The organism is Arthrobacter cryoconiti (assembly GCF_020905375.1).
Classification (GTDB): Bacteria; Actinomycetota; Actinomycetes; order Actinomycetales; family Micrococcaceae; genus Specibacter; species Specibacter cryoconiti.
The window spans coordinates 111,501-132,850 of sequence record NZ_JAJJBU010000003.1 but is presented as its reverse complement, the minus strand read 5'-3'; the positions used below and the strand labels follow the sequence as shown (position 1 = coordinate 132,850).

The window sequence follows — 21,350 nt, the reverse complement described above, 5'->3', positions numbered from 1 at the left end:
GGGTTCTCATGAGTCATCCAGTCCAAGCACGAAAGCGGATGCGTCCACTGACACGAATGTTGCTGGCGTTCGTGGCTCTCGCCGCATTTATGGTCCCCATGGCTGCGGCGCAAGCGCACGATCAAATAGAAACCACGAGCCCGACCGACGGTTCCACGGTTCAGGTCATGCCGGAGAAGATCGGGCTGACTTTCAGCCACACACCCATCGAGATCGGCTCGGAGATCTTGATCAACGATGATGCCGGAACAAACTGGGCCCAAGGTCCCGTAGGTATTGTCGATAGTGACGTGTCCCAAGGCGTCAAGCCTGGTGCTCCCGCAGGGCATTACACGGTTCAATGGCGGATAGTCTCTTCGGATTCGCACCCGATCGAGGGCACTTTCTCCTTCACGACCGCAGCCCCTGCGACTGGCGCCGCGGTGGGCTCCGCAGTGGCGCCTACTGCGGCCGCCACAGGGGAAGCCTCCGCTGCGGTGATCGCTGCGGCGTCCCCGACGGATACCGCAGCGGTAACTACCTCAGATTCAAGCGTCCCGTGGGGGATCATCGCTGCCGGAGCTGGGCTTCTAGTGCTGATTGTCGTCGGATTGTTCGTAGCCAAAAGGGTTCTGAACAAGACTCCAGAGTAAACGTGAACGCCGGCTGCCTCCGCAGCATGTCCTTCCGGATGATAGCGGAGGCAGCCGGTTTCGCCTGCGTGGTATCGCCGGTGCGCACCAGCGGCTAGTCCTCCACAACGGCTCCGTGACCTTGACCCAGCACGCATTCGGGACAGCGGCAGGGAGCGCTTTCACCCACGGCTGCCCGGCCCACAAGGTGCACTAAGGAGACCACCTTTCCGGCGCCCACCAGCTTTCCTTCTTCTCTGCTAGTCGCCACCACGGCACGAAATTCCCGCATGTCAGTCTCTGTCCGGACCGGTATCTTCGCTAGGGACTGTGTCTAGCCTGATACCAGCTTCAAAGTGGAGGATGCCGGCGACCTACGCATGTTCTCACGAAGCGGCGAGTAAGGCTGGGCGGTCAAGGAAGCCACTTCACGCATGGCGCGTTCATTTTCGAAAGGTGTGCCGTGCTGGCTTATGCTGACGATGAGTCTAAAATTTCCGCGCAAAGGAGCATTCCGTGAGCCAGTCCCTGACCTACCGGCATCTGTTCGGCCCTGGCCCAAGCAATTGTTACCCGGAAGCCATCGCAGCGCTGGGCCACCCTGTGTTGGGACATCTCGATCCTCTCTTCATCGAAATCCTGGATGCCACGTGCAACGGGCTACGTCAGGTGTGGGGTACCGCCAATGCTCGGACGCTTCCGCTCAGCGGAACGGGCTCGGCCGGCATGGAAGCAGCTTTCGTGAACATGCTCTCCCCCGGCGAAGTTGCCGTCGTGGCCGTCAACGGTCTCTTTGGTGAACGCATGTGTGAGGTTGCCCGGCGCACGGGAGCCGAAGTGGTTCGCGTGGACCACGAGTGGGGCCAGCCGATCGATCCACAACGCGTCGCTGCGGCTCACCCGAGCCCCAAGGTGATGGCCGCAGTGCACGCTGAAACGTCCACGGGAGTGCGCTCCGATATTGCTGCGCTGGGCCAACTCAAGGGGGATGCGCTGCTGATCACCGACGCCGTCACCTCCATTGGCGGTCTTGAACTACGCGCTGACGATTGGGGAATCGACGTCGGCTACGCCGGCACGCAAAAGTGCCTCGGTGTTGCCCCTGGCCTGTCTCCGTTCACGATTTCCGATGCCGCCTTCGAGCGCCGCAACAAAAATCCGCAATCCTGGTACCTGGATTTAGGACTGTTGGGCGGATATGTGGGTGCCGCCAGCGGCACTGCCCGCACCTACCACCACACGGCTCCGGTCGCCATGATCGCCAGCCTGGAGGCTGGTTTGGGTCACCTCCTCAATGAAGGACTCGAAGCAGTTCAGGCCCGCCACACGGCTGCCGGCGTCGCACTTCAGAACGGCCTGCAGGAAATGGGGCTGGAGCTTTTCGCGGCGGAAGGCTTCCGTCTGCCCAGCCTGACCACCGTGCGCGTACCGGAGGGTGTGAATTCTGCGGCGGTGCGGGCGTATCTCCTGGAGCATTTCAGTCTTGAGATCGGTTCCGGCGCGGGTAAATTTGCGTCTTCAGTGTGGCGTATTGGCATGATGGGACCTAATGCCAACCCTGCATCAGTGATTTTGGTGCTCGGTGCTCTGAAAGAGGCCATTGCTAAGGCATAGCGCGTCCCAGCGTACTGAAAATGCCGCAGTTCTATCAGCTCTCAAGGGAAAGTTATCGCTGTGGAGATCGTCTTAGAGGGCCCAGCGTCCTGGGTCGTAATCTTTTTCCTGGTGCTTGCACTGGTGTCTATTTCGGTCCAGATTCCTGAGAATGCGCGCCAACGCAGGAAGCTCTCCGCCGACGCTGGACCCAACCAGCAAACGCGAGAAAAGAGTCATCTGTTTTTCCATACGGTGCTAATTTTTGGTTTATTGACACTGATTGCGAACTACGTAATGGGTGTGACGTCCAGCCTCGCTGCCACGTATCTTTCAACCACAAAATTGCCTTTTGACCCCTTCTTCGTTCCGGGCGTCCTGTCCACTGTGATTCTCTTGCTGCTGTATATGGTGGCCGTTGCCATCATCTACAACCTATTCCTGCGGGACGCCCATGTGGGGCTCCCAGAATTGCTGGCGGATCTTTCCGACGCCCAGCGATTGGGGACGCTTAATCTGCAACGAATTTCCTATTTTTGCGTGGAATTAGACAAATTGCGGGTATCTCGGCGCGCTCGTCGAGCCAAGGCGCACACGGACAAAGCATTCAACGCTTTCTTCACGGTGCACGAGTCTCTGGCGCGACCCACGCTCATGGAACAGTTGACGTATTTGAAAAACGACGCCCGTAGGCCTGCACGTACGCGATATCTTTTGAAACGCCTCTTCCTGAATTACAAGTTGGCCGCCGGAAAATGGCTGGTGCCCCTGGCCATCATTTCGCTATTCTCCTTCGGGTTCACCCTCCAAGAGCTGTTTGCCCCGCCCGACGGCGTCCGCGACGCGGAGGTGGTCCTGACCTGGGCAGCGGCTGGCGTACTGGGCGTTGCCACACTTGCGGCTCAGTGGTTCTGCGAACTCAGTAAAGTGGCGCTGGCTGCACGGAAGGAATTCATCGTCAACGAAACGGAAGAAAAATGTCAGCGCATCATCGATGGTGCCCGCGAGCAAATAGCCGCAGAATCCCTTGCTACAACTGCGCGTTTCCCAGCGTCTAAAACGGCTTCCGAACAACCTTCTGATAACTCTGGTGAGGGTTGGCGGACGGTGCTTCAGATCGGTCCGTGGCAAGCGCGACGGCGAGCGTCCACACGCAAAGTTCTGAAACCTTAGACTGTCCATGAGCTCTTTTGAAAGGACGCCATGTCTTCTGCCATAGAATTGGTCACCCTACTCGACGACGACGGTAGGCACATCGGCACCGCGGACAAATCGACGGTCCACAGCACCAACACTCCCCTCCATTTAGCGTTCTCCTGCCACCTACTCGACGGTCAGGGCCGCACACTGGCCACCCGGCGCGCTCTGGGCAAGCAGACGTGGCCCGGAGTGTGGACCAACTCGTTCTGTGGCCATCCGGCCCCTGGCGAGACTTTCGAGGACGCCATCAGGCGTCGAGCCGCCGTGGAACTTAACGTGGAAGTCACCGACATCCGCCCGGCCCTGCCCAACTTCCAATACCGTGCAGTGGACGCGTCCGGGATCGTGGAGAACGAAGTCTGCCCTGTCTACACTGCGGTCTATGTAGGGGACGGCGACGTCAGGGCCAACCCAGAGGAAGCCTGCGAGGTCGCTTGGATCGAGATCGTCGATCTCGAAGAGTCTGCGACCGCGACACCTTTCGCGTTCAGCCCGTGGCTTGTGGAGCAAATTGCACAAGGAATCTACACGGGCGGAGCGCTGGCCGGAACTCTGGGCAATGCATTGAACTAGCGAGCCACCATGGCTGCACTCCGGTCCCAAAGCTGGCGTGCCAGCTCGGGGTCATAGGCAAGCTTGCTGGCCTTGGCCACCTTGCGCTTGCTGTAATACTCCCCCGGTATCCAGTCTGTGCCTGGTGTGGTGGTCGCAAGCCACACCAGGGTGTCTGCTCCCTGCTCTGAGGAGAGCAATAGGCGTCTTGCTACCCCTGAATAAAGCGCCTTCATGAGGTTTGTGGATTCGGCGGCGAAGCCGGTAGCGACAATTCCAGGATGGAAAGCCACAGCGGTGACGCCGTGATCACCGTATCGACGCTGCAGTTCACGGGTGAAGAGGATATTCTCCAACTTCGCATTTCCGTAGGCTCGCGCGGCCGAATAGTCCTGCTGCGATTCCAGATCATCAATGTTGAAGCGAGCCATCACCTTATTGGCAGCGCTGGAAGTGTTGATCACGATGCTCCGATTTGCAGTAAGCCGATCGATCATCAATGTAGTCAGCAAAAATGGTGCCAGGTGATTGATTTGGAACGTCTTCTCATGACCGTCCACCGTCACCTCACGCTTATTCATGACACCGCCCGCGTTATTAGCTAGAACATCGATGTGGGGGTATCGATCCAGCAAATTGGCCGCAAGCTCGCGCACCTGTTTTAGCTCTGCGAAGTCGGTGATGAAGAAGTCCGCTTCCAGTTCCTTCGCAATCGCTTGAGTCCGTTTCGGGGAACGCCCGACGACGACCAACGTGTCCCCAGGTTCCGCCAACATTTTTGCTGCTGCTGCGCCAATGCCATTGCTGGCGCCCGTAATTACAACTGTGCGTGACATCTTTTGCGTCCTTGCTCTGCGACCAGCGCTCTGCGACCAGCGGGATGCTGTCATCTAAAGATAGACCCGGTCAGGGTATTCCAACGGAGCACGCCGCGGCGGCGATGCTCTTCACTCTCTGCCGGATGGCTCTGCGCCTTAGTAGTTCGGAGTGTCAGCCCGTTTTGCGACGTCGATCATACGTGCCACTTTTTGCTCAAGTGCGGCGACCGTCACGTCCGGGAGCAGAAGTATCCCGTCCAGTTCTTTACGAGCCCGCTTGTAGGCGGTTTGGCGCTCAGCGGAGCTTGCTGCCTCATCTTGTGCAATATTCACAAGTTTGCGTGCAGTGCCTAGCCTTTGCCGCTCAGGCTCGGAGAATGCTGAATCTTTGACGCGCTGAGCCTCTTTTTCCGCAACGTCAAAAGCCACACCGTAGGCGTTGACAGCGTTACGATAATCATCCCAACGGGACTTTGACGTCACTTCGGATGCGGACACCGGCTTGAGGGCATCGGCGTCGCGCTTGGCCCGCAGGAACGCTACCGTCAGTGGCTGGCGAACATCGGTCATCATGGGAAAATCAATGAGCTTCCCCACGTCCAGTTCATAGTCCAGCCAGCGGCGGTTCACGCCGTTGTGCTCATCCATCGCTTTCTCGACGTCCACCTCCGTGAATGCGCCTGGATCCTGCAACGGCGGGTAAAGTTCCGGACCCTTCGACGACGCCAATTCGGGATGTTGGAGCTTGTACATCTCGATCCTCTGCGCATGCCGGCGTTCATTAGCCTTGGAGATGGCCCGCCCCCAGCCGCCCAAGATACCCGCAACTGGGAACGCCAGCCACCAAAAATTACCTGCGAAGTGCCAGAAATCTTGCATTCTCTAATCGTGCCACCCATCTTAGCCACGAGCCAGTTCTTGGCTTGCCCACTTCATCAACTTCATCAGGGTGCTAGTGGGCGGTGCGCGCTTCATAGTCCTGCCGTGAAAGAATAGAGCGATACATTATGGCAGCGAAAAAGAAGAACCGTCCCCTCCCGTCGAAGTCCGACGACGGCGCTCATCACCCTGCCCACAAGTCCAACCAGCACCAGAGCAAAGCTAGGGAGCCGATTTATCTTCGACGCCGGGCAGCCATCGCCTCCGTGGGATTGGCCGCCGCAGCCACCGCGTTCAAAGCGAACATTGCCGTGGACTACCTCCTGACAGAGCGGGCACAGTTCCGTGTCACGACCCCGGATAATGACGACAACAAGACGGCAGCCAACAGGTTCCCAGGCAAGACGTGGTACCTATTGGGTGGATTCGGAGTTAGCTACAGGGACACGGGCCGGAAGCTGGAAGCGCTTCAACGCACCATGAATGAGCGCGCTCCGGCCTCCTACATCGGCTATTCCAACGGTGGCATCGACATTGCCCAGCTCTTCATTGCTATTCAGCGCGACACCTACGAACGCAAGATCGACACCGTCTACTTCTACGGGGACAGCTTCGGCGGAATGGCCGCCGTCGTGCTGGCCTCACTGCTGGAAGAAAACGGGATCCACGTCAAGATCATCGTGATGGGCTCTAGCCCGAGCAATGTGCGCGACGTCCTAGACCCCGGCAAAGAGTACATTTCCTTAGCCGGGAGGGTGGTTCCGTATCTGGGCGTGCTGGGGCGCATCGGCGCGGGCGTGTGGAGTGGGCTGAGCAACCCCAACGGTCAAGGAATGTATGAGGCCGCGCGCTCGGGAATCAACAGCTCTTTCGACGGGCTCAAAAATTCCCTGATCTTGGACACGACTCAAGCCACCTTTCTCCAGTCATTCCCCGCCCAATACGATGGAAATATTCCACACAGCACCGGGATCGGATTGCTTTATGACCCCGAGGATTTCATCGTCAATGCGCGGTTGGCTATTGCCGGCTGGAAGACACTCTTTGTGCACAATTCGACGTTCGAATACGACATCCCGCATACCGGTCACGCGAGCCCGGAGATCCATCCGGACATCTACCGCACAGCCTTGACGGTCATCTTGGACAAGCTAGACCCACCACCGTTGACTACCAAGCCCATCCAGTCGTTCTTCTAAGCTCCCTAGCGACGCTGGGTTTGCTCCAGAAGTTGCTCAAACGGCAGGGATGACAACTTTTCCGCTTGATAGGCACTTCGTATTGCTTTGTGATCCGGGGCGAACCCGTCTGCCGGCGTCGCACCAACCGACGCGGCCGACGTCGCACCTTGCGCAACAGCAAGTACAGCGGCAAGTTCACCGGCAGCCTGAGCAACCCGACGGTCCAAGGAGTCGGAACCACCTTGCCCCCAGTCTTCGGGAGAAGCATAGACGGCAGTGGGCATTGTCCGGGCGCGCAGATAGCTGAACAGCGGACGCATCGCCATCTCCAGCACTAGCGAGTGCCGCGACGTTCCACCGGTGGCCCCAAAGAGTACCGGCATGCCGTCCAGAAACTTGGGCTCCAGCACGTCGAAGAAGGATTTGAAGAGCCCACTGTAGGAGGCGTTAAACGTGGGCGTCACGGCAATCATGGCATCAGCGTTACCAACCCGAGCGATCACGTCCGCCAGAACCGGCCCAGCGTAACCGCTCACCATGGCGTTGGTGATCTCGGTAGCAAGGTCTCGAAGATCGACGACGTCGATCACGGCCTGGGTTCCCAGCTCGCCCAGCTGGTTCTGGACTGCCGAGGCCAATTGGTCCGCCAGCATGCGAGTAGTGGAGGGAACGCCGAGACCGGCTGAAACAACAATGATCGTGCGCTGCACTGCAACTCCTTATTTGCCACCGCGATACTTATGCGTTTGCATCTAATAGTTTCCAACTAGCAGTATCGGGAAACTATTCCCACTAGGGCACTTGCGCCATTCATTGTGCAGCTCATGCGGGTTTACCCGCCCCACACCCGCATCAGCTGCTCAATGAAATCGTTGCTTGCGTCATTGCCGCTCAGTTATTTAGTCGCTGAGATTAGCTAGGTACTCCGGGCGCAGCAACTCATCCAATTCTTCGACAGTGAGCAATTTGTGTTCCAGGACCAGCTCCGCCACTCCTCGACCGCTATTTAGCGCTTCTAGAGCGATCATCGTCGAGGCCGCATAACCTAGCTTCGGGGTCAGCGCTGTCACCAGACCAATGGAGTGTTCCACTTGGGCCCGCAACTTGTCCTCGTGAGCGGTGATGCCCCGAATGCACTTATCTGCCAACGTGTAGCAGGCTGCTTCCAGGTGGCGCATACTCTTGGTCAGACTGTGCACAATGATGGGCTCAAAGGCGTTGAGCTGCAACTGTCCACCCTCGGCAGCCATCGTAACCGTCACGTCGTTGCCGATAACCTCGTAGGCCACCTGATTGACTACTTCCGGAATCACCGGGTTCACCTTTCCGGGCATGATCGACGAGCCCGCCTGCACAGCCGGCAAGGTGATCTCGCCGAAGCCTGCACGCGGGCCGGAGGAGAGAAGACGGAGATCGTTGCACACCTTGGAGAGCTTCACAGCAACACGCTTAAGTACACCCGAAAGGTGCACAAACGCTCCAACGTCCTGGGTAGCCTCAATGAGGTCCAAAGAGGTCACCAGTGGAAGTCCAGAGATTTCCGCCAGATGCGTCCGGGCCAATTCTGCGTACCCCGCCGGTGCGTTCAGACCAGTACCGATGGCCGTGGCACCTAGGTTGATCTCGTGGACCAACAACGCAGATTCTGCGAGCCGGGCACGGTCCTCGCCCAGGGTGACAGCGTAAGTGTTGAATTCTTGACCCAACGTCATGGGCACTGCATCTTGGAGCTGGGTGCGCCCCATCTTCACGACGTGTTTGAACTCAACAGCTTTCTCAGAGAATGCGACGCCCAGATATTCCATGGCCTTTACCAACGACTTGGCAGCAAAGATCGTAGCCACGTTGACAGCCGTGGGGTACACATCATTGGTGGATTGGCTCAGATTGACGTGGTCGTTGGGATGCAGAAATTGGTACTCACCCTTTTTGTGGCCCAAGATTTCCAAGGCACGGTTGGCGATGACCTCATTGGCGTTCATGTTCGACGACGTCCCGGCACCTCCTTGGATAACGTCAACTACAAACTGCTCATGCAGGTTTCCGGCAATGATTTCTTGGCACGCCAAAATGATGGCTGCGGCGCGCTCGTCATCGAGCAGTCCCAGCTCATGGTTAGCCTGCGCAGCGGCCTGCTTGACCATTGCCAACCCGTTGACCAGGTTGGTGTTTGTGGACAGCGGCTGGCCTGTGATGGGGAAATTTTCTACGGCGCGCAGTGAATGCACGCCCCAGTAGACATCTGCTGGGACGTCGCGGTCGCCGATGAGATCATGTTCGCTTCGCACGGGGAAGGAATCATTTTCATAACTGCGTGAGAGGGGATCGAGGGCAATGTCAGTCATGGTGCTCCTTGGTGTTGGGCGCTGCGGAGCGCCCGTAGTTATTTGGAGAAGTGTCTTTACGGAAATGAATAAGTTAGAAGGGGAGCCCGAAGAGTGTACCCACGGGGTGGCCGCCACCTAGAACAGGCAGGTTGTTAAAAGGCTCCAACGCGGTGGCGTCCACGCCTAGCGTCAGCAGTGCAGGAACCGCGGCCGGCATCCGGGCGCGATCACCGCCGTCGGATATTTTTAGAGCCACAGTGCGCCCGTCAGCAAGCGCGATTAGCTGGATTCCTTCAAACCCGTCTTTGGCCAACAATCCAGGGATTGCAAGCATGAGGGCACTGACATCACGGCCCTCGCCAGCCACCAGCAGGGGGTGGCTTCGCATAGCGTCCGCAACTTGCCGTTCGGGCGTACCGTCCTTTGCCGTGACCAGATGGCTAAACGCCCGGGCCATACCAGTTAGCGAGAGAGCGAAGACCTCAGTACCGCAACCATCAGTGCTGATCTGGGTCAGTTCTTCACCGGTCAGCTCAGCGACGCTCTCCCGGACCAGTGCCGGCAAGGGATGCGCGGGGTCAAGGTAGCTTTCTAAGGGCCAGCCGTTGGCGACGCAGGTGGCAAGAAGGGCCGCATGCTTGCCGGAGCAGTTTTGAGCGAGCCGAGTGGGTCCCTTGCCTGCACGCAGCCACGCCTCACGCTCAGCCACGCCATACGGCATGTCGGTGGAGTTATGAAGATGGTCCTCCGTGAGCCCTGCGCCGGCAAGAATCCCGGCCGCCACACGTTGGTGGGCCGTCGATCCGGAGTGGCTGGCAGCGGCGAGTGCCAATTGCTCACTGGGGAGTTTCAGACCGGCGCGCAGCATCGCCACAGCCATGAGCGGCTTCAGAGCAGACCGGGGGTACACGGGGGCGCTTGGATCCCCTCGAGTTAGGAGGGTTCCACCATCTGGCCCGACGGCGGCCAATGAGCCAAAGTGAATGCTCTCCACAATGGCTCCGCGGGTCTGCACAGCTAGCGGTTCATGGTTGGCAAGAGGGGATATTATCATTCGTTCGTTTCTCCCATGATGAGGGTCAGTGCCGTCTCAACCTTGGCCAAATGCTCTGTCATGGCGCGGCCTGCCCCTACGGAATCGGCGCGGATGATCGCGTCGAGGATCAATCGGTGTTCAGCATCGGACTGGCTCTGACGGCCGGTGATGAGGTTAATAGTTTCGGACTGGTTGACCATGGCATCGCGAATATCGGTGACGACTTGTTCAAAAACGCCGTTCCCGCTAGCCGCCGCGATTGCGGCATGGAAGCTGGCGTCCAAACCAACCCACATTTCCGGATCATCTTCTTGTTCCATGGTCCGGACGATGCCCAGCATCTGCTCCAACTGTGCATCAGTGCGGCGCGCGGCGGCCATCTCGGCGGCGGGCACCTCAATGTGCGGGCGAGCCTCCATGAGGCTGCGGGCAGAAAACCGACCCAAAACAAGATCGCCCACTGCTCTGTTGGCCAGCACAAAGCTTCCCTTGCCGGTTTGCGTAGCCGTCAATCCCAATGCGGTGCAGGATCTCAGGGCCTCCCGAACCACTGATCGGCTGACACCGTACTGGGCTGCGAGCGCAATTTCGGAGCTGAGCTTAGAACCAACGGCTAGCTCGCCAGATTCGATAGCCGTACGGATCGAGGTGAACACAGCCTCGGCTGCACTCACTCGAACTATTTGGGCCTGTCCGGCTGTCCAGTTGTCTGACAAGTTCATAGTTTCGACTATGCCCCGCTGACGGTGCGTTGTCAAAGCCCCCTGCCCCAACGCTCGGTTACTTTCGGGGGTGTTTTGGCCAACGCTCGGTTGCTTGCTAACCGAGCGTTGGGCCAAAGTGCCCCGAAAGTAACCGAGCGTCCGCAGGGGTGGAGAGTCCCGAGCAACTGCTAGGGCTCGCTACCCGTCGGAAGTGTGCTCGCTATCCGTTCACCGTGTCAGCGCATACTGAACTGGTACGCACGCGGCACGTCTTCACCGGGACACACTTCCTGCCACAAGTTGGTGATGGAGTTTTCGCCTTCCCGAAGGTCAAAAACTTCTACCCCGGCACGAAGAATTTCGGCCGCGAACTCCGCCTCGCCGTTGCGAGCATGTGCGAGTGCGCTCAGGAACTTCACGCGTCCGACGTCGACCACGGATTTGGGGGCCTGCTCCACCAAAGCAAGCGCCTGCGCGGGGAAACCGTGGGCGATGGCCAAAGTCATGGCTTCCACCAAGATCCAACGGTTACTTGGATCCACGGCGCACGCCTCCGTGAGCGCTTCGATGCCCCCGGCCACATCTCCTGAGGAGATCAGAGCCAAGCCGAGCCCGCGCCGAGCCAGCGCGCGACTACTCGTGGCGAGGGAGCACTCAGCCAGCGCACGGCGGTAAAGTGACGCCACCGTCCCCATGTCGCCGAAGCTGGCGCCGTCCGCCCGAGCATGGACCATTACGGCGTGATGCAGCAGCGCCTCGGCACTCTTATTCCGCCCGGCTGTGAGTAGATCTTCCCAGTCCAGGCCGCGAACAAAAGACTCCGCCCCAGCAAACGGCTGACTCACCACTGCTGCTGCGGAGGGTTCAAACGGTTTCTCCACAATCCCGGCATTGGCTCTCAGCAGTTCCAACCACGGTGCCTGAGCGGCCGTCAGTGTCTCCGTTGCGAAGGGCGTTCCGGTTTCGTCGAGCCAATCCAGTTTGGCTGCCACACGCCGCTCACGTTCCAGTGCGCCCCAACCGCTGCCAGCGACCAGCATCTCGTCCGGGGCAAGATCTGCCCACGCGGCGGCGTTGGCGAGCGCGGCGTCTACAGCCGCTTCGGAGAGGAGCTCCTCAACGCGTTGCGCCCCATGGGCCACGGCCGCTTTCCAGCTTCCTCCTGCGAGAGCAGGATCCAAGGCTGCATTGCCGTATGCCTCTACCCACTGCCACGACTCCCCCGCGGGCAGGGGTAGATGTTCAAACTGCGTTTGCGAGAGACCGGACTGAATCTCGGCATAGTGCCGGTCAGCGCCGTCGGACGGGGTGAGCCACTCCTGCCAGCGGTGTCCGCCCGTGTTTTCGCCCCAAACAAATAGCTTGCGTCCCCGTAACTGCGAGGAGGATATGAGGCCAAGCCCGTCGCCGTCGCAATCCACCGCCACTTCCCAACGCCGTTCTTGCGGAGCCAAGTCGAAGAAGAAGTCGGCAGCTTGCGGATTGCGTGCAGGCCAGGTGGCATCGATCCCGTGGAACGATGTGGGCTCCACGATCGCCATTGAACCGTCATAATCGGTGGCGTAAGCGCGGGTAGCGGGGGCGATTACCCGAGTCGCAGGGGTCTGTGGGATCGCGGCGTTGCTCCACCAGTACATAGGTACGGTGACGTCATTGGGGTTTTGGATGCGCACGGCGACGAAAAGCACTTTGGAATCGGAGGGAAGCCACGCATCAAGTTGAAACACCACTTCGCGCAGACGGTCAAACTCCCACATGCGCAGAACTTCCTGGCCTTCCGGAGTGCGCACAATGGCACTGTGGAGTGGCGAGCAGGTGGTGGGTGAATGCCCGCGCGTGCCAATGTTGTATTCAATCCCACCAGCGAACCAGGCATTACGCAACGCCAAGTTGGCAAATTGAATGCGGTCCCCCGTGTGCAGCAACTCCTTGCCGCTGGCCTTATCAATGAGCGACCACAGCCGACCACCCAGCTGCGGCAGGAACGTCGCTTTCACGTGATCGTTTTCAAGTACGACGGCGGTCAGCGCCGTTGCGCTGCTCTCTCGCGTGTAGGCGTCCTGCAGGGGATACGGAAACATGTTGGCGGCATGCCCCCACCGCGCACCGCCAGCAATATCTGCCGGCAAGGTGTCCCCCACCGTATAGGGACCTTCAAGCAACGGTTGCACCGACGGCAGCGGCGATTCCGGTCCCAACGTTGCCATCTCGACGTTGCGGGTAGTCACGGTCATCGAAGAGGCAGCAGTCATGGTGAGAGCCTATCGGAAAGAACTCCTAGGCAATCGCCGAACGCCCGTTCTGCCCATGGCGTCTAGTGCGCGTCCACGCCCATATCAGCGGGACCTTGGCTGGATGTCGGCGAGCGCTTCGTGAAGGCACGAATATCGCCACTCGAATCCTGCGTCCTGCAGTTTGGCAGGCGCCACCCAGCGGCTTTTGAGGACAAGTTCGGTTTCCGTACCAATCAACATGGCCCCCATGGACAGTAACCATGCCGGAGTTCGAAACCCCCACCGCACTCCGACTGCCGTGCGGACCTGGGACATTAGTTCAGAGTTTGCCACAGCTTCCGGGGCAGCAATGTTCATGGGGCCGGTCATCTGTGGATGCTGATGTATAAACATCACGGCACTAAACAGGTCGCTCACATGGATCCAGCTGTATTTTTGGCCGCCGTCGCCCATGCATCCACCTAAGCCAAGCCGTGCCAGGTTGACGAATGGACGCATCACACCGCCGCCGTCACCCATGACAATGGACATTCGCAGCGGGATCCTGCGAGTTTTTGGCGTCGGGACGGCATCTAGTGCCGCTTCCCAGCCCCGGGCCACGTCCACGGAAAAGCCGGAGCCGAGCTCGCCGTCGTCCTCGGTTTGGGGACGGTCACGCGCATCCCGGTAGATGGTGGCCGTGCTGGCGTTGAACCAGTCACGCGGCGGGTTTTGACACGCTTGTACCGCCAGGGCCAGCTCTTCCGTGGTCTCCAAACGGGAACGAAAAATCTCCGCTTTGTTGCGTAAGTTATAACGGCATGAGACCGACTTTCCGGCAAGATTGATGAGCAATTCGGTATCTTCTAGCAAGTTGGTGATCCCAGCGGTGTCACCCCAGACGGCGTCTGCTGCGCGTCCCACCGTACGTACCCGCCATCCTGCGGCTTCAAACTCGCGACGAAAATGCTGGCCAATAAAGCCGGATGCGCCTGCGATTATCACCGTTTTCATGATTGCACCCTGGCCTTGAGCGCCAAGGCCTCTTCAACCAGCGGCTTCACGACGGGCAATCGCGAAAGAGCCACTAGCTTGGCAATGAGCGCAGCGGCACCGTCAATGAGAGTGTGAGTTCGGCGCTGGTCTTCTGAGTGGTCATACACCCAGAAGAGCACGATACCCATATAGGCCAGCCACAGCAGTTCCGGCAGTTGGGACCGCAGGTAAGCCGGAATTTTGGTGCCGTCAATGACGTCAGCGAAGATTGCAATGGCTTCCTCCCGCGCTTGTGTAGAAGCTGCACCAAAAGGGTTGACTGCGGTATGGGGTGGCAGCGCACTGGCAATGAATGCCCCGCCGAAGTGATGGTAGGGATTCAAGGCCTGAACGCCAGCGTGCAAGGCAACTTTCAGGCGATCGGACAGTCCCTTCCTGCCGGCCAATGCCGTGTTTGCCGCAGCTCTCTGCTCCAGAACGGATTCGCGGTACAGCTCCAGGACCAGTTCGTCTTTGGACGCAAAGTAGTAATAGGCGCTACCGAGCGAGACCCCTGCCTCGGCCGCAATAGCCCGCATGGTGGTCTTCGCGTAGCCCCTGGTCCTTAACATGCCGAGGGCAGTCTGAAGGACCAGATCCTTGGTTTGCTCGCTCTTGTCACCAGCCACGTGGTTCACTTCCTCATATTTGAACGTGTTCAAATATGAGTATGACAGAAATTTTGAACGCGTTCAATAACGCAGGACGCCGTTCGCATCTTTTTGTTCCCGAATAGTTCGTAAACACCGACAGGGCGTTGTCGTCGCGAGGCGGGATAGTGAATGGTGGCAGCGACCGCTGCACACCACTTTTGTCGAAAGAGCCTCTCATGAATCTTGTCTCCCTGCGTGTGATCACTGATGACGTCCAGCGTCTAGTGACGTTCTACGAGCGCGCCACCGGTGCTGTAGCGAGTCGGCCAAATGAAGACTTTGCCGAACTCGCAACCCCCCAGGGCACCTTGGCGATCGGTAGTACTCGTACCGTGGGCCTCTTCGGCCCAGGGGCTGCCCGCCCAGCCGACAACCATTCGGTGATCATCGAGTTCCTGGTTGAGGACGTCGATGCCGAGTACAAGAAGCTTCAAGGCTGGGTCGATGAATTTGTCAGTGCACCGACGACGCTCCCTTGGGGAAACCGCTCTGTTTTGTTCCGGGACCCCGACGGTAACCTGGTGAACTTCTTCACCCCCATCACTCCCGTTGCCATCACGAAGTTCGCGCGTTTCGAGAGGTGAGGGCGCCTTCTTTTATGGTCGGTTCAGTGCAAAGTAGCTTGGCGGAGCTCTCCATAGCGAATGTCTAGATCATCGGCGCTCAATTCGCGCCGCGCAGGCTTTTCAGTCGTGGCAACCACCGTCGTGATCCGATCCGTGCGGAAAACCCGAACCCCATCCCGCAGCCTGCACCAGGCGATGAGATACCAACCTGTTGCGGAGCCTATATATCCCACGGGCTCGATCTCACGGTTTGTAGTGTTGCCGTCGCTGTCGGTATACCCAATGCGCAGGACATGTCCAGCGGAAAGCGCGTCCGCGATGAGATGAGAGATAGGGCTCTGGGCTTCGCCAGCAGTCGTTTGGCCGTCATTCATTTGGCCGTCACCGAGAAAGTGAATGCGTCCTGCGTGGTCACGGGCGACGGCGGCGTCTTCGCTTTTCATCACCGAGACGAGTTTGCGCAACCCTGAGCTGGCTGCCATCCAAAATGGAGTGCCTTCCAACTTCTGCAGGGCTACCGACATGGCCGCTGCCTCCTGTGGCGTGAAATTAACGGGAGGCAGGGTCTGGTCACTGTTAAGGCAGTACCCTCCGGTACGCCCAGGTTCGGCCCAAATAGACGCTCCTGTGCGCTGGAGCGCGTTTATGTCCCGCTCGATCGTGCGGGAACTAACTTCAAAGCGAGCAGCCAGCCAATGCACACTCCGCGGCCGCGGCGAAACTGCCCGAAGTTCCTCCACAAGGGCATACAGCCGCTCGGTCCTGTTCATAATCCTCGACCTTACCCGCCACGCCTGACACTCCTTCGCCCATACTCTAGACGTTGGCTGTTGGGCGCCGTCCTCGGTTTGGGCGGAACTCGTGGCCATCTTTGGCTCTGCGGTCTCCCCAGCCCCGTATTTAGAAAGCCTTCACGCGATAGCACACAGTTCTATTTGGGACGTTGGGCTAGTGTGACCGCGTTGAGTCTAACGTTGCTCCAGGCGTCTATGAGCAGGCTGCTCCGCGTCTTTAAGACCAGAGACGTTCTCTGTCCCAGCCGGCTCCAAGCCGGGTATAACGAAGGCGTTGGTGATCTCGGTTGGGATCGCCTTGCCAGAATTCAATGGAGCTTGGCACGATAGTCCAGACCCCCCAATCTGCTGGAACAACGCTGTCATCAGCCTCAATCTCCGCCGTGGCCCGGGCGATAGCTTCTTCCCGGACAGCGTCAGAGGAAAGGACTGAACTTTGATGCCCGGCCAGAGCGATCGCCCGGGCCTGTGGCTGACGGGCCAAGAAGTCCTGCGCTGATTCTGCTGCGGAAGCCCGATGCGCGCTTCCCCGGACACGCACCGAACGGGCCAGCGTGCTCCAGTAAAACGTGAGGGCGCAGTTTGAGTTCTGTCGAAGTTGGTGGCCTTTGGCTGAGTCATCGCTTGTAGCGATCTTGAAATCACAGTCGTCGGTCACGTCTTTAACAATCAACACCCGCGCGTCCGGCATGCCATACTCATCGACGGTCGAGAGCGTGGCCGCATGCCCTTCTGACACGCCGGCATCAAGCGCGTATCGGAACCATCCCAGGAACAACTCGTGCGGCTCTTCCGGTGCAGATGCCGAATCGAAGGCCGGAGACTGACCAGTAATTGACGGAATCGCCCGAAGCTGACTACGAAGTGTTTGCATCTTTCTATTCTCCACAAAAAAGAATGGGAGCAGGAAGAATTGCTGGGACAATCCCGTCGGGGTAGAACTGGAAAGCCAGAAATCCCGAAGTTCTTTGTGTGAGACTTGGTCGATGATTACCGAACACGCACTCTTGCCGGTCATTCCTGGTCAGGAACACGGCTTTGAACTGGCATTCGCCACCGCGAAGTCCCTGATCTCTTCGATGCCAGGGTTCCGCAAGCTTTCGCTGTCACGTTCCCTCGAGTCACCGAGCACATATCTGCTTCTTGTCCACTGGGACCAGCTAGAAGACCACACCGTCGGATTTCGAGAATCAGCACAATACGGCACTTGGCGCGAGCTACTGCACCACTTCTATGATCCCTTCCCAGCCGTGGAACACTTCACGGACGTCTTCTAGGCCGCGGAGCCCGTCATCACGTTAGGGTTGGGGCCTGATGAAAAGCCAGTCAAGCCAATTACTTGCTCGAGGATTCCTCAGCGAGGAAGACCTTGCGCGCTTCCGCTCACAGCCTGCCAAGAATTTGATGCGCCTACTTGAATCGGACGACGCCGTGGAAAGAACTGCGGCCGTCCGCATCCTGGCGCTGACGCCTGGAGCTGATGAATCACTGCAGCGTCTTTTCGTGGAACGGCTCTCACGAGAAACCAAGCTCTACACGAAGATCGAACTCTGCGCGGCACTTCAAACCGGAGGTGCAACAAGCGCACGGTTGCTGCTTCCGTTACTGGGAAAAATCGGGAACAACCAACATAAACGCCCGTCCCGTGAAGCCTTCAAGAAAAGCAGCTACCCGTTGCCTCGGGACATCGTCGCCCGCATTCTTGGGCGAATGGACCCCCACGTTCTACCGACTCTGTTGGCGTGCATTCGCGACGGCGCCCGTGAGGAGGTCGTAGAAGTCATCGATGCAGTGGGATTCATGTGCTCGTATGCATCTGTGGCTCCCGCACAGAAGATCACGGCCCTGCACACCCTCATTGATTGTTTCCGCAGCAACGTCAACGATGAGCTGACGCGGTGGAAGATCGCGCGTGCCCTCGAGAGTTTCAACCATCCCGAGTCCCTTGCTCTGCTCACGGAAATTACTAACGATTCTCCAGTCCTAGAAATACGCCAAGAAGCACAGCGATCACTGGTCCTGGCGGCTAGACAGCCGCTCCTGAGCACTGCCACCCCAACCTGACTGACGTAAGGTTGCGCACCTAAAGAACCTGTCCGGAATGCCGCAAGGCCGCCGTCGAACCGTTCCTGGCTCAACGGCGACCTCACCGCCCATCAAATTTTTTTAGGCTCTCCAGCCTCACGTCATCTACAGATTCAGGTGCGTTGGTCCAAACATCTTCAAGAGCACATCAACCACGACGACGTTGGGCCCGTCGGCAGCGAATCCCGCCTTCAGCGCTTCTCCGACATTCTCGGGAGCGACGCGCTGGGCCGGGACGCCAAACGCCTCAGCCAGTTTCACAAAGTCCGGGCGGGCCAGCTCGGTATGAGTTGCCTTCCCGAACGTGTCAATCATGTACTCACGCAGGATCCCGTATCCACCATCGTCCACGATAAGCCACGTGACGGCCGCATTGTGCTGCTTCGCGGTGGCTAGCTCGGAGATCGAGTACATGGAAGATCCGTCACCGGCAACAGCCAGCACGCGGGCTGGCTTGCCCTGGCTCTCCAGCCCCAACGAGCCACCAATGGCCGCCGGGAACCCGTACCCTAATCCACCAGCACCCTGGGCCGAGTGGAATTCCCCAGCCATTGAATCCCAGCAACTCCAGCCCCAGTAGGCGGAGATTGTCATGTCCCAGAACGTTTGCATGTCCGCGGGAACGGCATCGCGGATATCCGCCATAAACTTACGCTCAAGACTGAGGTCTTGTCCGTCCAACCGTGCCACGACCTTGGCTAACGTCTCTTTCACAGTTACCTGCGGAGTTGCTCCGTGCCAGTTGGCCTGTTCACCATGAGGTTCCAACAAGGCCTCATCCAGTGCGCTCAGCGCCTGGCCAGAATCTGCCCGGATACCCAGGGCCGGCCGGTTGGACTCCAAAACGCGAGGTTCGGCGTCGATCTGGATAATCCGTCCGCGCGGTTCCATCGTGAAGTAGTTGCTGGATACCTCACCCAGCGAGGACCCGATGACGACCAGCACGTCGGCGTCCTCTAGGACTTCGGTGACGTGTCTGTCTTCCACCCACGACTGCAACGAGAGCTCATGGTTCCAAGGGAACGCGCCGTTGCCACCGGGAGTACACACCACGGGGGCGTTTAGCTTCTGTGCGATGGAGAGCAGCTGCGCCTCGGCGTGACCGCGCCGGACACCGCCTCCCGCCACGATCGCCGGGCGCTCAGCAGCCGAGAGCCATTTCACAGCCTCCCGAATCAGCTCAACGCGGGGAGGATTATCGAACGGCTCGGCCAATGCATCCTCCACAGCGGGCACAAAGATGGGATCCAACAACACATTTTGTGGAACTTCCACCCAAACAGGCCCTTGCGGCGAAGAGACAGCTTCCGTCCAGGCGTCCTGAATAGCCGAGGGAATACCAGAAGCATGCTGGATGAGCCGCTGGCTCTTGGAAACGTTCGCGGCGGAAGCCTTTTGATCATCCAGCTGATGCAACATGCCTTTCCGGCGCGCCCCCAAGCCTTCCAGCGGGATCTGACTGGCAACAACAATCATCGGCACGCCGGTGGCATAAGCCTCCTGCAAACCTGCCAGCGCGGTCAGTGCCCCTGGTCCGGTAGAGAGGAAGAGCACACCAACCTCTCCGGTGGCTCGAGAGTACCCGTCAGCGGCGAAGGCTGAATTGTTCTCAACCCGGGAGGAAATAAAGTGCAGAGGCGAACGGCTCAACGCATCAAATAGTCCAAGGGCATGTTGTCCCGGGATTCCAAAAACTGTCTTGGCACCTAGGGCCGCGAGTGTCTCCACCACGAGATCCCCGCCGTTGCGCTGGACGGTGGAACCCGTCGTCGAAGTAGCTGTCATTTGGAACCGTCCTGGCTCGTAGCGGAGGAGGCCGTCGGGGAGAACCCGGCCGGCCGGCGTCGTTCTTGGGCATCAAGGGCTTGGGCTGCGTAGCCGTTGGGGGCACCGAATCGATCCCCCGCAACGTGGTTGTCCGCCATCAATGTCACCAGTTCAAAACCAACGTGGCTGGCGGCAATACCGGTAATTTCGGCGTGGTCGTAAGCCGGGGCCACTTCCACGATATCGGCGCCAACAAGGTTCATGCCACGGAAGCCGCGGATGATCTCGATGAGTTCGCGGCTCGATATACCGCCAGCTTCGGGTGTTCCGGTGCCGGGGGCGTGCGCGGGGTCCAGGACGTCAATGTCCACGGAAATGTAGAGCGGGCGCTTACCAATGCGGTCGCGGATTTTTGCCACAGTTTCCAGTACGCCCTGATAGTAGACGTCGGCGCTTGTGACGATCCCGAAACCGAAGCGGTGGTCGTCATCGAGGTCCTTTTTGCCATATAGCGGCCCTCGCGTACCTACGTGGGAGATGGCCTCGGTGTCCAAGATGCCCTCCTCTACCGCGCGGCGGAAAGGAGTGCCATGCGTGTATTCCGCACCAAAGTAGGTGTCCCAGGTATCCAAGTGGGCGTCGAAGTGGAGCATAGCGATGGGCTCACCCGCGCGCTCAGCGGCGGCACGCAGCAACGGCAGCGAAATCGTGTGGTCTCCACCGATCGTCAAGAGCTTAGAGCCGCTTGCGGTCAAGTCCAGCGCATTTTGCTGGATGGTCTCGATGGCCTCGTTGATGTTGAACGGGTTCACGGCCATATCGCCAGCATCTGCCACCTGGCAGTTTTCAAACGGAGACACATCCCATGCCGGGTTATACGGACGCAAGAGACGTGATGCCTCCCGCACATGATTGGCGCCGAAGCGAGCCCCCGGGCGATAAGAGACGCCACTGTCAAAGGGAACGCCAACAACGCTCACATCCGCCTTAGCCACCTGATCCAGGCGGGGCAGTCGCGCGTACGTGGCAGCGCCTGCATAGCGCGGGATCTGGGCGGAATCGATCGGCCCCAAGTTACCGTTGGTCTCGATGCGGATTTCTTTCATGAACGTCCTCATTTCATAAGCCAGTAGACCTGGATCACACACAGGTCATTGCTCACAATCGTACAACCCAAGTTGTCTAATGTGAACCAAAAGTTTTCCTTGGATAAAGATCTAGGTGAGTTTGACCACGGATCATTGGGCTCGCGTAAAGATTTCGTCAAGATGTGCTCTCTGACCAAAATCCGGTGCTAGTCTCACTCTGCCGCCGTCGAGCGGTTCAGCCGCCGTGC

At 58.9% G+C, this 21,350-nt stretch carries 22 protein-coding genes; 8 read left to right on the top strand and 14 right to left on the bottom strand.

What is annotated here, in order from left to right:
- Window positions 1–8: 8 nt before the first annotated feature.
- Window positions 9–632, top strand: a complete 624-nt coding sequence (locus LOH53_RS00835; protein WP_230065825.1) for a copper resistance CopC family protein — start codon at window positions 9–11, stop codon at window positions 630–632.
- A 94-nt stretch (window positions 633–726) separates the two neighbouring features.
- Here LOH53_RS00835 and LOH53_RS00830 read toward each other — a convergent pair whose 3' ends face one another.
- On the bottom strand, window positions 727–903 hold the full coding sequence (locus tag LOH53_RS00830) for a hypothetical protein (protein ID WP_230065824.1): 177 nt from the start codon (window positions 901–903) through the stop codon (window positions 727–729).
- Between the two features lie 224 nt (window positions 904–1,127).
- On the opposite strand from LOH53_RS00830, the gene LOH53_RS00825 reads away from it, so the two are divergent.
- From LOH53_RS00825 to idi, 3 genes are read left to right on the top strand one after another with little or no spacing between them, the layout of a single operon-like run.
- Complete coding sequence (locus LOH53_RS00825) at window positions 1,128–2,225, top strand: pyridoxal-phosphate-dependent aminotransferase family protein (protein WP_230065823.1); 1,098 nt, start codon at window positions 1,128–1,130, stop codon at window positions 2,223–2,225.
- Between the two features lie 60 nt (window positions 2,226–2,285).
- Window positions 2,286–3,377: a hypothetical protein gene (locus tag LOH53_RS00820; protein WP_230065822.1), complete on the top strand. Its 1,092-nt coding sequence runs from the start codon at window positions 2,286–2,288 to the stop codon at window positions 3,375–3,377.
- A 30-nt stretch (window positions 3,378–3,407) separates the two neighbouring features.
- The gene (gene idi / locus LOH53_RS00815; RefSeq protein ID WP_230065821.1) at window positions 3,408–3,977 is read left to right on the top strand and encodes an isopentenyl-diphosphate Delta-isomerase; all 570 of its coding nucleotides are present in this window, start codon (window positions 3,408–3,410) and stop codon (window positions 3,975–3,977) included.
- Here the strand turns inward: idi and LOH53_RS00810 are convergent.
- Window positions 3,974–4,792, bottom strand: coding sequence for an SDR family NAD(P)-dependent oxidoreductase (locus tag LOH53_RS00810; RefSeq protein ID WP_230065820.1), 819 nt, complete (start codon window positions 4,790–4,792; stop codon window positions 3,974–3,976). The two genes, idi and LOH53_RS00810, sit on opposite strands and share 4 nt — an antisense overlap.
- Window positions 4,793–4,930: 138 nt before the next feature.
- Window positions 4,931–5,653, bottom strand: a complete 723-nt coding sequence (locus LOH53_RS00805) for a hypothetical protein (protein WP_230065819.1) — start codon at window positions 5,651–5,653, stop codon at window positions 4,931–4,933.
- A 128-nt stretch (window positions 5,654–5,781) separates the two neighbouring features.
- On the opposite strand from LOH53_RS00805, the gene LOH53_RS00800 reads away from it, so the two are divergent.
- Complete coding sequence (locus LOH53_RS00800; protein WP_230065818.1) at window positions 5,782–6,852, top strand: hypothetical protein; 1,071 nt, start codon at window positions 5,782–5,784, stop codon at window positions 6,850–6,852.
- Window positions 6,853–6,857: 5 nt separating this feature from the next.
- Here LOH53_RS00800 and LOH53_RS00795 read toward each other — a convergent pair whose 3' ends face one another.
- From LOH53_RS00795 to LOH53_RS00765, 7 genes are all read right to left on the bottom strand, one after another.
- A complete protein-coding gene (locus tag LOH53_RS00795) occupies window positions 6,858–7,544 on the bottom strand; it encodes an FMN reductase (protein ID WP_230065817.1) in 687 nt (228 codons plus the stop codon).
- Between the two features lie 189 nt (window positions 7,545–7,733).
- Window positions 7,734–9,179: an aspartate ammonia-lyase gene (gene aspA / locus LOH53_RS00790; RefSeq protein ID WP_230065816.1), complete on the bottom strand. Its 1,446-nt coding sequence runs from the start codon at window positions 9,177–9,179 to the stop codon at window positions 7,734–7,736.
- 73 nt (window positions 9,180–9,252) lie between these two features.
- Window positions 9,253–10,215: an asparaginase gene (locus LOH53_RS00785; protein ID WP_230065815.1), complete on the bottom strand. Its 963-nt coding sequence runs from the start codon at window positions 10,213–10,215 to the stop codon at window positions 9,253–9,255.
- Complete coding sequence (locus tag LOH53_RS00780) at window positions 10,212–10,919, bottom strand: FadR/GntR family transcriptional regulator (RefSeq protein WP_230065814.1); 708 nt, start codon at window positions 10,917–10,919, stop codon at window positions 10,212–10,214. The genes LOH53_RS00785 and LOH53_RS00780 overlap by 4 nt, the downstream gene beginning before the upstream one ends.
- Before the next feature lie 218 nt (window positions 10,920–11,137).
- Window positions 11,138–13,153: a DUF5107 domain-containing protein gene (locus LOH53_RS00775; protein WP_230065813.1), complete on the bottom strand. Its 2,016-nt coding sequence runs from the start codon at window positions 13,151–13,153 to the stop codon at window positions 11,138–11,140.
- 84 nt (window positions 13,154–13,237) lie between these two features.
- Window positions 13,238–14,128, bottom strand: a complete 891-nt coding sequence (locus LOH53_RS00770) for a TIGR01777 family oxidoreductase (protein ID WP_230065812.1) — start codon at window positions 14,126–14,128, stop codon at window positions 13,238–13,240.
- The gene (locus tag LOH53_RS00765) at window positions 14,125–14,787 is read right to left on the bottom strand and encodes a TetR/AcrR family transcriptional regulator (protein WP_230065811.1); all 663 of its coding nucleotides are present in this window, start codon (window positions 14,785–14,787) and stop codon (window positions 14,125–14,127) included. The genes LOH53_RS00770 and LOH53_RS00765 overlap by 4 nt, the downstream gene beginning before the upstream one ends.
- Before the next feature lie 191 nt (window positions 14,788–14,978).
- On the opposite strand from LOH53_RS00765, the gene LOH53_RS00760 reads away from it, so the two are divergent.
- Window positions 14,979–15,386: a VOC family protein gene (locus tag LOH53_RS00760; protein ID WP_230065810.1), complete on the top strand. Its 408-nt coding sequence runs from the start codon at window positions 14,979–14,981 to the stop codon at window positions 15,384–15,386.
- A 23-nt stretch (window positions 15,387–15,409) separates the two neighbouring features.
- Here the strand turns inward: LOH53_RS00760 and LOH53_RS00755 are convergent, their stop codons facing one another.
- Together LOH53_RS00755 and LOH53_RS00750 are read right to left on the bottom strand one after the other, a co-directional pair.
- Window positions 15,410–16,138, bottom strand: coding sequence for a helix-turn-helix transcriptional regulator (locus LOH53_RS00755; protein WP_230065809.1), 729 nt, complete (start codon window positions 16,136–16,138; stop codon window positions 15,410–15,412).
- A gap of 241 nt (window positions 16,139–16,379) precedes the next feature.
- A complete protein-coding gene (locus LOH53_RS00750) occupies window positions 16,380–17,036 on the bottom strand; it encodes a pyridoxine/pyridoxamine 5'-phosphate oxidase (RefSeq protein ID WP_230065808.1) in 657 nt (218 codons plus the stop codon).
- Between the two features lie 112 nt (window positions 17,037–17,148).
- Here LOH53_RS00750 and LOH53_RS00745 point away from each other — a divergent pair, with 112 nt between their 5' ends.
- Both LOH53_RS00745 and LOH53_RS00740 read left to right on the top strand, forming a co-directional pair.
- Window positions 17,149–17,439, top strand: coding sequence for an antibiotic biosynthesis monooxygenase family protein (locus tag LOH53_RS00745; RefSeq protein ID WP_230065807.1), 291 nt, complete (start codon window positions 17,149–17,151; stop codon window positions 17,437–17,439).
- A 37-nt stretch (window positions 17,440–17,476) separates the two neighbouring features.
- Window positions 17,477–18,226, top strand: a complete 750-nt coding sequence (locus LOH53_RS00740) for a HEAT repeat domain-containing protein (protein WP_230065806.1) — start codon at window positions 17,477–17,479, stop codon at window positions 18,224–18,226.
- Between the two features lie 126 nt (window positions 18,227–18,352).
- On the opposite strand, the gene LOH53_RS00735 is transcribed toward LOH53_RS00740, so the two are convergent.
- Window positions 18,353–20,032 carry a thiamine pyrophosphate-binding protein gene (locus tag LOH53_RS00735; protein ID WP_230065805.1) on the bottom strand — a complete coding sequence of 560 codons (1,680 nt, stop codon included), beginning with the start codon at window positions 20,030–20,032 and terminating at the stop codon, window positions 18,353–18,355.
- Window positions 20,029–21,120 carry an agmatinase gene (gene speB / locus LOH53_RS00730; RefSeq protein ID WP_230065804.1) on the bottom strand — a complete coding sequence of 364 codons (1,092 nt, stop codon included), beginning with the start codon at window positions 21,118–21,120 and terminating at the stop codon, window positions 20,029–20,031. Before speB ends, LOH53_RS00735 begins: the two co-directional genes overlap by 4 nt.
- Between the last annotated feature and the right edge of the window lie 230 nt (window positions 21,121–21,350).